This is a genomic window from Mycobacterium sp. SVM_VP21 (assembly GCA_024758765.1).
Taxonomy (GTDB): Bacteria; Actinomycetota; Actinomycetes; order Mycobacteriales; family Mycobacteriaceae; genus Mycobacterium; species Mycobacterium heraklionense_C.
Map to the genome: position 1 here is coordinate 2476285 of CP101406.1, position 14626 is coordinate 2490910.

The following is a 14626-nucleotide window of genomic DNA, read 5'->3' on the forward strand; positions in this document are numbered from 1 at the left end:
ACGGCGGAGGCTACTCGCACTTTTGCGCCGTACACGCAGACTCAATGCGGCAGTCAGAGGTTCAGCGGCTGCGCACCACGGCGGTCGCGGTGGCCCGGTCCTGCAGGCCACGGCCGTCGGCGTCGGCGAACAAGGGCGGTATCACTAGCGCGATCAACAATCCGCGGATTGCGGCGCGACCGACGCCCACGCCCAGGCCGGGGCCGTCGACGGGGACCACCCGCAACCCGCAGGCGTACTGGCCCGGCGTGAAACCGAACAGCCGCACCGCGGCCACTCCGAGGACCAGCCAGATCCCCAGCACCACGGTTGCCAGGTATTCCGGGGTCACCAGGCCCGCCGCCACGCCCAGGCCGGCCAGTCCGTAGCCCACCATCCAGTCGAGGGCCAGGGCCGCCATGCGGCGCCCCATCGGAGCCAGAGAACCGGGGCCGCTGGACGGCAAACCCAGGCCCTGTCCCGGGGCGTCGTCGGGGCGGCTGGGTCCGGCAGACTCCGGCCCGGACAGCCACGAGGAGAAGGTGCGGCTCATGTTCCCTACGATAGGCGGGCGGCGAATCCGACCCGGCGTCGCAGGGTCGGGCCGCGATTGCGTAACGTCAGCACCGGCAACCTCAGCGTCCGACCGGGGCGACCAGCGGAGGAGAACACTTCTGTGACCGACAAGACGGCCGACGACATTCTCAAGCTCGTCGCCGATGAGAACGTGGAGTACGTCGACATCCAGTTCTGCGACTTGCCCGGTCAGATGCAACATCTGTCGATCCCCGCGTCCACGCTGGACGCGAGCGTGTTCGAGGACGGGCTGGCGTTCGACGGATCCTCGATCCGCGGCTTCCAGTCCATCCACGAGTCCGACATGATGCTGCTCCCCGACTACTCCACCGCGCAGATCGATCCGTTCCGGGCCGCCAAGACGTTGAACCTCAACTTCTTCGTCCACGACCCGTTCACCCGCGAGCCCTACTCCCGCGACCCGCGCAACGTCGCCCGCAAAGCCGAGAACTATCTCACCAGCACCGGCATTGCCGACACCGCCTACTTCGGCGCCGAGGCCGAGTTCTACATCTTCGACTCGGTGCGCTTCGACTCGCAGATGAACGGCACCTTCTACGAGGTGGACTCGGATTCGGGCTGGTGGAACACTGGCTCGCCGACCGAGGCCAGCGGACGGGCCAACCGCGGATACAAGACCCGCCCCAAGGGTGGCTACTTCCCCGTCGCCCCCAACGACCAGTACGTCGACCTGCGCGACACCATGACCACCAACCTGGCCAACGCCGGCTTCACCCTGGAGCGCGGCCACCACGAATGTGGGTCCGGTGGGCAGGCGGAGATCAACTACAAGTTCAACACGCTGCTGCACGCCGCCGACGACGTCATGCTCTTCAAATACATCATCAAGAACACCGCCTGGGCCAACGGCAAGACCGTCACGTTCATGCCCAAGCCCCTGTTCGGTGACAACGGCTCCGGCATGCACGTCCACCTGTCGCTGTGGAAGGGCGGCCAGCCACTGTTCTACGACGAGGCCGGCTATGCCGGACTGTCCGACACCGCGCGCCACTGCATCGGCGGCATCCTGCACCACGCGCCGTCACTGCTGGCGTTCACCAACCCCACCATCAACTCCTACAAACGACTGGTGCCGCACTACGAGGCGCCGATCAACCTGGTCTACAGCCAGCGCAACCGTTCGGCCTGCGTGCGTATCCCGATCACCGGCACCAACCCGAAAGCCAAGCGGCTGGAGTTCCGCTGCCCGGACTCCTCCAGCAACCCCTACCTGGCGTTCGCAGCCATGTTGATGGCCGGCATCGACGGCATCAAGAACAAGATCGAGCCGGCAGCCCCGGTCGACAAAGACCTCTACGAGTTGCCGCCGGATGAGGCCGCCGACATTCCGCAGGCGCCCGCCACGCTGGCCGAGGTGATGGACAACCTCGAGGCCGACCACGAATACCTCACCGAGGGCGGCGTATTCACCTCGGACCTCATCGAGAACTGGATCCGCTACAAGCGCGACCACGAGATCACCCCGATCAGTGTGCGGCCGCACCCGTACGAGTTCGCGCTGTACTACGACTGCTGAGTCGGACTGACCAGCCTGGCCGACTCGGGCCACGATCCGCCCAACAACGAAGCCGCCTAGCCAGGAATTGCCCACGCAATTCTGTGTGTTTGCCGGGAGCCGGATAAAACGCACTAACCTGCCCCGACATAACCGGCGCGCCCCGGACACTGGTTCTAGTCGACTACTGAAACATATTCACGGACATGGCACTTAACTGACCGGTCGGCCAAATCGCGGAATCTCTTGCCGCTTCGCCGCGGCCACATTGATTCCGCCGGCGGCGTTTGCCGGGGCAGCGTTACATGCCGAACGCGATGAGCTGGTAACCGGCGTTACCAAACCCCTAAAACATGTGATTGAACTTAGAAACGGTTCGTTGTAATTTATCGCCAGATCAGTAGCTTTCCAACTAAAGGGCTTGTTTTCCACGAAAGGAACGCCCATGTCTGACCGCAGGTTGCTCCCACTGGCCGTGGCACCGCTGCTGATCGGCGCAATCGCCCCTCCGGCAATCATCTCGGCCCAGTGCCCGACGTCAGTCTCCGCCCAGGTCATCCTGCTCGACACCGAGGGTTGGGGCATGGGTGGCAGCGGGACCCCGATCCCCTCCCAAGCGCTCATCGACGCCATCGGCGAGCGCTACATCATGCCGGCCTCGCCAATCTTCCCTGGCCAGCCGATCTTCCCGGTCGAATCGGTGCATCCCCTGTTCACCCCGGAAGGCCTCTACCCGATGACCGGCGTCAAGTCGCTGGTCCTCGACCAGTCCGTGGCGCAGGGGGTGCAGATCCTGGACGCCACCATCAAGGAGCGGCTCGCCTTGGGCCACGACCTCGTCGTGGTGGGCGGCTCGCAGAGTTCCACCATCGCCTCGCTGGAGATGCGCAATCTGCTTGCGCTGCCGGCTGATCAGATCCCGACTGCCGACCAGCTGTCATTCGTCCTACTGGTCGACCCCAGCAACCCCAACGGCGGGTTGCTGTCACGCTTCGGTGATCCGAGCCTGCCGCCGTTGAGCTTCCCGAGCATGGGCGTCACGTTCAGCGGGGCCACCCCGTCAGACACCCCGTGGCACACCGCCATCTACAACATGGAGTACGACGGCTTCTCGGACTTCCCGCGTTACCCGCTCAACTTCCTGGCCGATCTCAATGCCGTCTTGGGCATCGCGTTCGTTCACGGCACCATCCCCTACCTATCCGACGAGCAGATCGCCCAGTCCGTCCTGCTGCCGGTGTCGGAAGGCTACGACGGCAACACCGACTACTTCATGATTCCCGCCGAGAACCTGCCGCTGCTGGAGTTGCTGCGCGCCGTTCCCATCCTGGGTGATCCGCTAGCAGATCTGATGCAGCCGGCGCTGCGGGTGCTGGTCAACCTGGGCTACGGCAACATCGAACACGGCTGGGACCCTGGTCCGGCCGACCTGCCCACGCCTTTTGGAGTGTTCCCGAACCTCGATCTGGGCGACGTCCTCACGGCGCTGGGCAACGGTGTCCAGCAGGGCTGGCACGACTTCATCAACGATCTGGGCTCGTTGCCGAGCCTGCCCGACGCCCTGGCTAACAGTGCGGCAGTCCTGGACAGCTTTTCGGACGGAGTGAATGCCTTCTCCGCCGACCTGTCGACCCTCTACTCGACGCTGCTGCCGATCACCGACTTGGTCAACGCCCTGTTCACCACCTTGCCGGCCTACGACATCAGTCTGTTCGCGCAGGAGCTGGCCTCCGGTGACCTGTTCAATGCCGTCATGATGCCGATTGCCGCCGACATGGGGCTGGCCACCGCGGGCATCGGGATCGGAGCGCTGAGCGTGCTTTCGGCCTTGATGTCGCTGTAACGGGTGGCCGTTGGCGTCACTCGAGCCCGTCGCGGGCCCAGGACGGCGTAATGAAAACCCCCTCGGCCTCCACAGTGACCCCGTTGGCGTCCGAAATATGTCCGCGAGCATAGGTTTTCACGCCTTCCCTGCGGTAGATCGAGGCTTCGGCATGCAACGGCCCCAGAGGTGTGCCGCGCAGGTACTTCACCGTGATCGTGCCGGTGTAGCGCGGCTTGGTCAGGCCGTCGCTGGCCGCCTCACCGAGCACGTGGTCGAGGACCAGCGCGCTGACCCCGCCGTGGACCAGCGACGGCGGACCCTCGTAGGCCGCTCCCAGGTGAAAGTCGCTCCAGCAGTGCCCGTTCTCCCCGTGCTGGATCACCAGCGGCGGGGCGATCGGGTTACGCAGGCCCACTACCGCGTTGCCCCACGCCAGTGGTCGCCCATCGACGACGTAGCGCAGACCCGGTGAGTCGCTGAGGGTTCCGCCACGAAGCCGCTCGGTCAGCTCCTGCACCTGGGCGGTCACCTCACGAGCCGTGGCATCGTCGGCCTGGGTGCGGATAGTGGCGTCGATCAGGTCGCGGACCGCCTGAGCCAGCGGACCGTAGCGCTCCAACAGCTGTCCGCTCTCGTCGGAGCTGATCGTCGGCACGTTCGAGCGAGCCCGGAAATCCACCACAGAGGTCCTCCTTCAGTCTCCGAATACCTTGCGCGCGACGACCTTCGCCCGCCGCGTCACCCGGAGGTAGTTGTCCAAGAACTCACCGCCGTCGCCGCCGGGCCAGCCGGCGGCGACCGCGACCGCGTTCAGCGCGCGGCCCGGCCCGGGCAGTTGGTCGGTGGGTTTGCCACGAACCAGCACCAGCGCGTTGCGCGCACGGGTGGCGATCAGCCAGGCCTGCCGGAGCCGGTCCACTTCGTCTTCTTCGAGCAGCCCGGCAGCGGCGATGGCGTCCAGGGTTTCCAGCGTAGAGGTGTTGTGCAGCGCCGGAACGCGGTGGGCGTGGCGCAACTGCAGCAGCTGCACGGTCCACTCGACGTCGGCCAGACCGCCGCGGCCCAGTTTGGTGTGTGTATTGGGGTCGGCCCCGCGCGGCAGTCGCTCGGCGTCGACACGCGCCTTGACCCGGCGAATCTCACGCACCGCGTCGGCAGATACCCCGCCGGGCGGATAGCGGGTGGCGTCGACCATCTGCAGGAAACGACGGCCCAGGTCCACATCACCGGCGACGCAATGCGCCCGCAGCAGCGCCTGGATCTCCCAGGGTTGCGCCCACTGGTCGTAGTAGGCCGCGTAGGAGGCCAACGTGCGCACCGGCGGGCCACTACGGCCCTCGGGACGCAGATTGATGTCAACCTGCAGGGGCGGATCGACGCTGGCCGTGCCCAGCAGCGCCCGGACCTGCTCGGCGATCGACGTGGCCCAGCGCACCGCGTCGGCGTCGCTCACCCCCGTCGCCTTCTCGTTGGCCTCGCACACGAACATGACGTCGGCGTCCGAGCCATAGCCCAGTTCGCGCCCGCCGAGTCGGCCCATGCCGATCACCGCGATCTTCGCCGGTGCTTGCTGCGCGTCGGTATCGGGCGAGCCGGGCAGATTGACCCGGACGATCGCGTCCAGGGCGGCCTGCAACACCGCGACCCACACCGCGGTCAGTGCCCGGCAGACCTCGGTGACGTCGAGCATGCCCAGCAGGTCCGCCGAGGCGATGCGGGCCAATTCGTGGCGCCGCAGGCTGCGGGCCGAGGCGATCGCGCGCACCGGGTCGGGGTAGCGGCCCGCCGATGCGATCAGCGCCCGCGACACCGCGTCAGAATCGGTGTCGAGCAGCTTGGGGCCGGCCGGTCCATCGCCATATGCCTGGATGACGTCGGGTGAGCGCATCAACAGTTCCGGGATGTAGGCCGAGGTGCCCAGCACCCGCATCAGCCGCTTGGCCACGGCACTGCTGTCCCGCAACGTGCTCAGATACCAGCGCTGCTGAGCCATCGCCTCGCTCAGCCGCCGGTAGGCCAGCAGCCCCGCGTCGGGATTGGGCGTGTCCGACAGCCAATACAGCAGGGTGGGCAGCAGCACCGCCTGCACCCGGCCCCGGCGACCGCTCTGGTTGGTCAGCGCACCCAGGTGGGTCAGAGCGTTGTGCGGCGCCTCGTATCCGAGTGCCGCCAGCTGTCGTTCCGCGGCACCGGGAGTCAGTCCCCCGACCAGCTCCAGTCCCGCCGGGCCGACGGCCTCCAGCAGCGGTTGGTAGAAGAGCTTGGCGTGCAGCCGCGACACCCGCCGGTTCTGCGCCTTGAGCTCTTCGCGAAGGACGCCCAGGGCGTCGTGACGGCCGTCCGGGCGGACATGCGCGGAGCGCGCCAGCCAGCGCAGTGCCTCGTCGTCATCGGGCGGCGGGAGCATGTGGGTGCGCTTGAGCCGCTGCAGCTGTAGCCGGTGTTCCAGGAGTCGCAGGAACTCGTAGGAGGCGGTCAGATCGGCCGAATCTTCCCGGCCGATGTAGCCGCCGGCACCCAAGGCCGCCAGCGCATCGACCGTGGATGCCACATGCAATGACTCATCACTGCGGCCATGCACCAGCTGCAGCAGCTGCACGGCGAACTCCACGTCGCGCAGTCCCCCGGAGCCCAGCTTGATCTCGCGAGTCCGGATCTCGGCGGGTACCAGCTGCGCCACCCGGCGACGCATCGCCTGCACGTCGGCGACGAAATCCTCACGCTCGCAGGCGGTCCAGACCATCGGCAGCAGTGCCTCGATGTAGGCCCGGCCCAATTCGGCGTCGCCGACGGCCGCGCGCGCCTTGAGCAGCGCTTGGAACTCCCAGGTCTTGGCCCACCGTTGGTAGTAGGCGATGTGTGATTCCAGGGTTCGCACCAGCGCGCCGTGCCGGCCCTCGGGCCGCAGCCCGGCGTCCACTTCGAAGAAGGCCTCGCCGGCCACCCGCATCAGCTCACCGGCGACTCGGCTGCTCGCCGCGTCGGCTTCCTCGGCGACGAAGATGACGTCGACGTCGCTGACGTAATTCAGTTCCCGCGCACCGCATTTGCCCATGGCGATCACGGCAATCCGCGGCACGTCGGCCCCGGCGTCGGGGCCGCAGACCTGCAGTTCGGCCACCCGTAGCGCGGCCGCCAGCGCGGCGTCGGCCAGGTCGGCCAGATGCTCGCCGACCGCCACGAAGGGTAGGGCTGGCAGCTGTTCGACGGTGGGCGCCAGGTCTATCGACGCCAACACCAGCATCCGGTCGCGGTACAACGCTCGCAGCCGATCGATGTAGGCGCCATCGGTGGTGGCGGCAACGCAGTCGGTGAACATCGCGCGCAGCTCAGCCGCTGACGGCAGCGTGATCGAGTAGTCGTCGGAGTCGACCGGACTGGCCAACAACTTCCAGGTTTCCGGATGGGTGATCAGGTGATCCCCCAGCGTCAGTGACGATCCCAGCACCGCAAACAGACGCCCGCGCAGTCCCCGATCGGCCATGAGCGCTGCGCTCAGCTCGGCCCAGTCGATGCCCGGCGCCTCGGACAACCGGATCAGGGTGCGCAGCGCGAGGTCGGCGTCGGGAGCGCGCGACAGCGCCCAGAGCACGTCGACGTGCGGTTGGGTATACGCGCTGTACCAGCCCAGCGCGGTCAGGTCTGCTGCGGCGTACCGGTCGACCAGACCCAGGCGCCCGACGCTGGGCAGCTTGCGGCGCTGAGCTCCGGGATAGGCCATGAGGCGTCGGAGGCCCTACAGCGACAGGTAGTTCTGCAGCTCGTAGGGGGTCACGTGGCTGCGGTAGTTCGCCCACTCCTGACGCTTGTTACGCAGGAAGAAATCGAAGACCTGCTCCCCCAACGCTTCCGCGACCAGCTCGGAGTTCTCCATCTCGCTGAGCGCACGCTCCAGGGTGCCGGGCAGTTCCTTGTAGCCCATTGCCCGGCGTTCCTCGGGAGTCAATGCCCAGACGTTGTCCTCGGCCTCCGGGCCGAGTTCGTAACCCTGCTCCACCCCGCGCAGACCGGCGGCCAATAGCACCGCGAAGGCCAGGTAGGGGTTGCATGCCGAGTCCGGGCTACGCACCTCGATACGCCGCGACGACGTCTTGTGCGGGCTGTACATCGGCACCCGCACCAGCGCCGAGCGGTTGGAGGCGCCCCAGGAAGCCGCGGTAGGTGCTTCCCCACCGTGGATCAGCCGCTTGTAGGAGTTCACCCACTGGTTGGTGACGGCGCTGATCTCGTTGGCGTGCTCGAGAATCCCCGCGATGAACGACTTGGCGGTGACGGACAGCTGCAGCGGGTCGTCCGGGCTGTGGAAGGCGTTGACTTCGCCCTCGAACAGGCTCATGTGGGTGTGCATGGCCGAACCGGCGTGCTCGCGGAACGGCTTGGGCATGAACGACGCCCGCACACCCTCCTTGAGCGCGATCTCTTTGATCAGGTAGCGGAACGTCATCACGTTGTCGGCCATCGACAGCGCGTCGGCGTAGCGCAGGTCGATCTCCTGCTGGCCCGGAGCGTTCTCATGGTGGCTGTACTCCACCGAGATGCCCATCGACTCCAGCGCGTCGATCGCGTGCCGGCGGAAATTGGCGGCCGAACCATGGATCGACTGGTCGAAGTAGCCGGCGTCATCGGCCGGAACCGGGGTGCTCCCGTCGTAGGGACCGGGCTCCAGCAGGAAGAACTCGATCTCGGGGTGCACATAGCAGGCGAAACCCAGTTCCCCGGCCTTGGCCAGCTGCCGACGCAACACATGGCGCGACGACGCCCAAGCCGGCGAACCGTCCGGCATGGTGATGTCGCAGAACATCCGCGCCGAGTACTGCCGGCCGGCGTCGGAGACCCACGGCAGCAGCTGGAATGTCGACGGATCCGGGTGAGCGACCATGTCGGATTCGAAGACCCGGGCGAAACCCTCGATCGCCGAGCCGTCGAAGCCCACGCCTTCGTCGAAGGCGCCCTCAAGTTCCGCCGGGGCGATCGCGACTGATTTCAGATAACCGAGTACATCGGTGAACCAAAGCCGGACGAAACGGATGTCGCGTTCCTCCAGCGTGCGGAGCACAAACTCCTTCTGACGGTCCATACCGCGAAGCGTATCAGCGCTCAGCACTTAGCATCGGTTGGCGGCAACGTGCCGTCGACCAGGTATCGCGTGGCGAATCGGTCCACGCATTCGTTGCCCTGGAATACCACGGTGTGCTGGGTTCCGTTGAACGTCAGCAGGCCCCCGCCCAGCTGCTTAGCCAAGTCCACACCGGCCTGGTATGGGGTGGCCGGGTCGCGAGTCGTGGAGACCACCATCGTCGGCGGCAGATCCGGCACCGAGATGGCGTGCGGCTCAGTCGTCGGCGGTACCGGCCAGAAGGCACATGTGCCCAGCGGCGCGTCGCCGGTGAACTTTCCGTAGCTCATGAAGGGCGCCACCTCGCGCGAACGCCGGTCTTCCTCGATCACCTTGGCGCGGTCGGTGACGGGCGGCTGGTCGACGCAGTTGACCGCGACCCGGGCATCGGTGGCGTTTGTGTAGTGGCCGTTGGCGTCCCGGCGCATGTAGAGGTCGGCCAGGCTCAGCATGATGTCGCCGCGACCGCCGGCCAGATCGGACAGGCCGTCGTTGAGGTGCGTCCAGAACGTCGGCGAGTACAGGGCCATGATGGTGCCGACGATCGCATCGCTGTAGCTCAGCCCGCGCGGGTCCTTGGTCTTGGCGGGCTTGTCCACCAGCGGGTCGACCAGGCTGTGATAGACGTCGACGGCCTTGGCCGGATCGGTGCCCAGCGGGCATTCGGCTTCTTTGGCGCAGTCGGCCGCGAAGTCGTCGAACGCGCCCTGGAATGCCTGCGCCTGCCGCAGGTCCTCTTCGATCGGGTCCGCGTTGGGGTCCACCGCGCCGTCCAGGATCATCGCGCGCACGTTCTGCGGGTAGGCCTCGGCGTAGGCCGCGCCGATCCGGGTGCCGTAGGAATAGCCGAGATAGGTCAGCTTGTCGTCGCCCAACCCGGCGCGGATCGCGTCGAGGTCGCGGGCGACGTTGACGGTGCCGACGTTGGCCAGGAATTCCTTGCCGGTCTTCTCCAGGCAGCGTTCGACGTATTCCTTGGTCTCGCTCTCGATGCGCGCCACGCCCTCGGGGCTGTAGTCGACCTGGTTCAGGGCCCGCAGCCGGTCGTTCTCCTTGTCGGAGTTGCACCAGACCGCCGGCCGTGACGACGCCACTCCCCGCGGGTCGAACCCGACCAGATCGAACTGCTCACGGACCTGACGCGGCAGCGAGCTGACCAGGCCAACCGCGGTTTCGATTCCCGACTCCCCCGGCCCGCCCGGGTTGATCACCAACGAGCCGATCTTGTCCTTGGTGGCAGGGAATCGGATCATGGCCAGCCGGGCGACGGCGCCCTGCGGCTTGGAGTAGTCCACCGGAACTCCGATGAAGCCGCACTGGGCGTCGGCGGGCACCTTGATGTTGGTGTCGGCGGTGAACCGGCACTTGTCCCATTGGACCGGTTGGCCGACCCGCGGGACGGCCAGCACCGCGTGGCCCGGCGTCATTCGGGTGCAGCTGCCGACGGTGAATGCCACCACCGCAATAGCGAGGCAGGTCAGGGCGGTGCGCGTCATCCTGTCGCGGCGCGTCGGCGAGCTCATGACACCACATGCTGCCATGCACGCCCGTGCAAGCCCGGCCACCTGCTGCGCTGTGCGCGTGGCGGTGTGAGGAAATCCACTGCGCCCGGAGGTTCAGCTGCACCGCGTCAGGTGGCACACTGGGCATGTCAGACGACCCGGGGACCCGAGTTACGGGCTTCGAGGATCGACCCGACCAATTCGAGGGACAACGATGTCTGAGCACGTTTATGGCGCTTCGCCTGTTTCCAGCCCTGGCCCCGCCCGCATTGCACCGCAGACCCGCGTCCATCATCTGCTGCAGATGAAGAACGAGGGCCGCAAATGGGGCATGCTCACGGTTTACGACTACTCCTCGGCCCGTATTTTCGATGACGCCGGCATCCCGGTGCTGCTGGTCGGCGACTCGGCGGCCAACGTGGTCTATGGCTACGACACCACCGTCGCCATCACCATCGACGAACTGCTCCCGCTGGTCCGTGCGGTGGTTCGTGGCGCACCGCATGCGCTGGTGGTTGCGGATCTGCCGTTCGGCTCCTATGAAGGCGGGCCGGCGGCGGCGCTGGCCACCGCCACCCGGTTCATGAAGGAGGGCGGCGCGCACGCGGTCAAGCTGGAAGGCGGCGAGCGGGTGGCCGATCAGATCGCCACGCTGACCGCGGCCGGCATCCCGGTGATGGCGCACATCGGGTTCACCCCGCAGAGCGTCAACACCCTCGGTGGCTACCGGGTGCAGGGGCGCGGTGACGCCGCCGAGCAGACCATCCACGACGCGATCGCGGTGGCCGAAGCGGGTGCGTTCGCGGTGGTGATGGAGATGGTGCCCGCCGAGCTGGCCACCCAGATCACCGGAAAGCTGACCATTCCCACCGTCGGGATCGGCGCCGGACCCAACTGCGACGCCCAGGTTCTGGTGTGGCAGGACATGGCCGGAATGACCACCGGCAAGACCGCCCGCTTCGTCAAGCGCTTCGGGGACGTGGGTGGCGAGTTGCGCCGTGCCGCAGAGCAGTACGCGTCAGAGGTAGCCGCGGGCACTTTCCCGGCCGAGGAGCACTGCTTCTAGAACGCCATGTTCATGCGGCGGTTCCAGCGTCGCCTCGCCTCCGGCGAGCCTCGCTAAACCGCCGTGTCCGGGCGGTCCGGATGTGACAGGCTGGATGCCGTGTCTGCAACCAACCCGAGCACCTCTCGGTTTCGCGAGGTGGAACGCAAGTTCGACGTTGACGCAGAGGCGATCTCGCCGTCCTTCGACGGTATCGCCGGGGTCGCCCACGTCGAGCAGGTGCCGGCACAGGACCTTGCGGCCGTCTACTTCGATACACCCGCGCACGACCTGGCGGCCCGGCGAGTCACGTTGCGCCGGCGCACCGGCGGTCCCGACGCCGGCTGGCACCTGAAGCTTCCTGCCGGCCTCGATACCCGCACCGAGGTGCGCACACCCCTGGGCCCGGAGGTTCCGGACGAACTGCTCGATGTGGTGAGGGCGATCGTCAGGGATCGGCCGCTGGCGCCCGTGGCACAAATCCGTACCGCCCGCCGCGTGGTGGTGCTGCGAGACGATCACGGTGAGGTGCTGGCCGAGTTCTGCGACGACCAGGTCACCGCGTCGGCCGACGGTGACGCCGAACAGCACTGGAGGGAATGGGAACTGGAACTGGGCAGCGGGGACCTTGAGCTGCTGGACCGACTGAGCAACCGGCTGCTCGACACCGGCGCCGGGCCGGCCGGCTACGGCTCCAAACTGGCCCGGGTGCTCGGTGCGCCGGCGGCGCCCGCGCACCCGACCGATCGCCTGCATCGGGCGCTGGCCGAGCAGATCGACCAACTGCTGGTCGCCGATCGCGCGGTGCGCGCCGACGCCGATGACGCGGTTCATCAAATGCGGGTGACGATCCGGCGGATCCGCAGCCTGTTGCAGGGCGAGGAGACGGCCCACGCCCCGCTGCTCGACGAACTGCAGGAATTGGGCGCCGTCCTGGGTGTCGCCCGCGACGCCGAGGTCCTGGCCCAGCGCTATCAGCAGGCGCTCGATGAACTGACACCAGAGCTGGTCCGCGGGCCGGTGAGCGAACGGCTGGTCGACGGTTCGCTGCGCCGCTATGAGACGGGGCGGCGGCGCAGCCTGGCCGCGATGCGCTCCCCGCGGTACTTCCGGCTGCTCGACGGGCTCGACGATCTGGTCAGCGCTCCGGCCGCCGAACGGTACGCCACCGTGGACATCGCCTACCGGCGGCTGCGCAAGGCCGTGAAGGCCGCCAAGACGGCCGCCGACCGCGACGCAGCACTGCACCGGATCCGCAAGGCCGCCAAGCGACTGCGCTACGCGGCCGCAGCAGCGAACAAGAAGAAGATCGCCAAGCGAGCGAAGACCATTCAGACCCTGCTCGGCGACCACCAGGACAGCGTGGTCAGCCGGAAACATCTGCTGCAGCAGGCCGACGCGGCGGCGGCCGCCGGCGAGGACACCTTCACCTACGGGCTGCTCTATGCCCGCGAAGTCGACCTCGCCGCGCGGAGCCGGGCGGCGTTGCGGCCCGCGCTGCGCAAGCTTGAGCGGGTGGTTCGGTAAGGCTCGCTACAACCACGGCTGGCGCGGCGCCACGGCCAACAATTCCGAGCCGTGGTAAGGCTCCACAACGCACACAATTGGGAAACAGCACTTCGATCGGATGTCGTGTTGCTCCTAGCCGGAATCGACGTACGGCCATTCATCCTCTGTCAGTCCGCTAAAGGACAACGTCACCCTGGCCCGCCAAACTCCATCGTCGTTGCGCGCCCAAATGCGAACCGGAACGATGAAGTGCTTGCCCGTGGCGTGGCTATTCCAGGCCCGCTTCTTCGTACTCAAATCGCCGTGTGGCACATAGCCGACAACCAGCCCTTCGACGTGAACTGCGACGGCGACCCCGATCTTTTCATTGCTGAAGGGGTGTTCCGGGTCTGGTATCAGCGCGGCGTTCCGCATGAGGACACCACCAAACGGCCACCCTGCCCTGCCAAAAATCTCGGCGAACGATTCACGGTGGTTCGACTCGCCAATAACCTCGACATCGCGGAAATCGTCGTCGGGGTACAAATCGTCTTGCTCCACGGCATACGACCACTCGGGTTCCGTCTCACCTGAGAACGACAGGGTTACCCTCGATACCCAAGCTCCATTGTCATTCCGCGCCCAGACACGGGCCAAGACGTCAAGGTTCTTATCGTCGATGGATGCGGCGATAGCGCGCGATTTGGTCGCCTCATCGGCACGCGGAACGTAGCCCACACGCAGGCCTTCGATGTAGACCGCAACCGCGGTGTCGTCAAAGGGGTTTTCCGGCTCAGGAACCAGCGTCGCGGTGCGGACAATAACTCCGCCCCCAGGTCGGTCCGCCGTGCAAAAGATCGCCGCAAAGGCCTCGGCGTGATAGGCCTCGCCCGCTACCTCGACATCCGACTGATACTCGCACTGCGGCTCTTTCGCCGGCTCGACTTGCTGCAATTTTCGCAAGATGTCACGCAGACCCATATCCAAATCACCCAGCCTCGTGATTGTGCAGCAAATACACCGGATCGTATGCCAATGTGCAGACAGCGCAGGCTGAATTTCGCGAAACCAATCGGCGGGCTACCGACCGGCCGTTGGGCGGTGTTGCCGCGTACTCCTGCGTACCGGGACGCCGCCGGCCGCCTGGACATTCGGCCAGTGCTTTAAGGCGGACGAGTTGGCCTGTAAGCCGGATTCTGTTCCGCACCACTTACGCGGTGCGGCGGCGACCATCCATCTGGGTACACCGTCGCCGGGTACCTCAAGCGGCCTACCCGCAGATTCGGGCGAGCAGCCCTCAAACACCTGCGCGACCGCACCGAAATGCGGCCTTCTTGGCCTTGCTTCGGGTGGGGTTTACCAAGCCGTCCCGGTCACCCGGAACGCTGGTGCGCTCTTACCGCACCGTTTCACCCTTACCACCTTGCGGTGGCGGTCTGTTTTCTGTGGCACTGTCCCGCGAGTCACCTCGGATTGCTGTTAGCAATCACCCTGCTCTATGAAGTCCGGACTTTCCTCGACCCGCTTTTACGCGCGCCGCGGCCGCCCGGCCAACTCGTCCGCGCTGAACACCGTACCG

The 14626-nt window shown here is 66.7% G+C and carries 10 protein-coding genes and 1 other RNA gene; 4 read left to right on the forward strand and 7 right to left on the reverse strand.

Annotation, left to right across the window (positions count from 1 at the left end; translation table 11 throughout):
* Positions 1-61: 61 nt before the first annotated feature.
* Positions 62-532 carry an RDD family protein gene (locus NM962_11340; GenBank protein ID UVO10651.1) on the reverse strand — a complete coding sequence of 157 codons (471 nt, stop codon included), beginning with the start codon at positions 530-532 and terminating at the stop codon, positions 62-64.
* Between the two features lie 123 nt (positions 533-655).
* Between NM962_11340 and glnA (NM962_11345) the strand changes: the two genes are divergently transcribed.
* Complete coding sequence (glnA, locus tag NM962_11345; protein UVO10652.1) at positions 656-2092, forward strand: type I glutamate--ammonia ligase; 1437 nt, start codon at positions 656-658, stop codon at positions 2090-2092.
* Between the two features lie 424 nt (positions 2093-2516).
* Positions 2517-3914: a PE-PPE domain-containing protein gene (locus NM962_11350; protein ID UVO10653.1), complete on the forward strand. Its 1398-nt coding sequence runs from the start codon at positions 2517-2519 to the stop codon at positions 3912-3914.
* Between the two features lie 16 nt (positions 3915-3930).
* On the opposite strand, the gene NM962_11355 is transcribed toward NM962_11350, so the two are convergent.
* The 4 genes from NM962_11355 to NM962_11370 are packed head-to-tail and all read right to left on the reverse strand — an operon-like array spanning position 3931 to position 10535.
* Positions 3931-4551, reverse strand: coding sequence for a PaaI family thioesterase (locus tag NM962_11355; GenBank protein UVO14679.1), 621 nt, complete (start codon positions 4549-4551; stop codon positions 3931-3933).
* Between the two features lie 39 nt (positions 4552-4590).
* Positions 4591-7617 carry a bifunctional [glutamine synthetase] adenylyltransferase/[glutamine synthetase]-adenylyl-L-tyrosine phosphorylase gene (locus NM962_11360; GenBank protein ID UVO10654.1) on the reverse strand — a complete coding sequence of 1009 codons (3027 nt, stop codon included), beginning with the start codon at positions 7615-7617 and terminating at the stop codon, positions 4591-4593.
* 15 nt (positions 7618-7632) lie between these two features.
* Positions 7633-8973, reverse strand: a complete 1341-nt coding sequence (gene glnA, locus NM962_11365; GenBank protein UVO10655.1) for a type I glutamate--ammonia ligase — start codon at positions 8971-8973, stop codon at positions 7633-7635.
* Positions 8974-8993: 20 nt separating this feature from the next.
* A complete protein-coding gene (locus tag NM962_11370) occupies positions 8994-10535 on the reverse strand; it encodes an alpha/beta hydrolase (protein UVO10656.1) in 1542 nt (513 codons plus the stop codon).
* A gap of 193 nt (positions 10536-10728) precedes the next feature.
* Here NM962_11370 and panB point away from each other — a divergent pair, with 193 nt between their 5' ends.
* Complete coding sequence (gene panB / locus NM962_11375) at positions 10729-11580, forward strand: 3-methyl-2-oxobutanoate hydroxymethyltransferase (GenBank protein ID UVO10657.1); 852 nt, start codon at positions 10729-10731, stop codon at positions 11578-11580.
* A 99-nt stretch (positions 11581-11679) separates the two neighbouring features.
* Positions 11680-13086 carry a CYTH and CHAD domain-containing protein gene (locus tag NM962_11380; protein ID UVO10658.1) on the forward strand — a complete coding sequence of 469 codons (1407 nt, stop codon included), beginning with the start codon at positions 11680-11682 and terminating at the stop codon, positions 13084-13086.
* A gap of 114 nt (positions 13087-13200) precedes the next feature.
* On the opposite strand, the gene NM962_11385 is transcribed toward NM962_11380, so the two are convergent.
* Together NM962_11385 and rnpB are read right to left on the reverse strand one after the other, a co-directional pair.
* Positions 13201-14028 carry a hypothetical protein gene (locus NM962_11385; protein UVO10659.1) on the reverse strand — a complete coding sequence of 276 codons (828 nt, stop codon included), beginning with the start codon at positions 14026-14028 and terminating at the stop codon, positions 13201-13203.
* Between the two features lie 188 nt (positions 14029-14216).
* Positions 14217-14605, reverse strand: an RNA gene (gene rnpB / locus NM962_11390) — RNase P RNA component class A.
* Positions 14606-14626 lie beyond the last annotated feature (21 nt).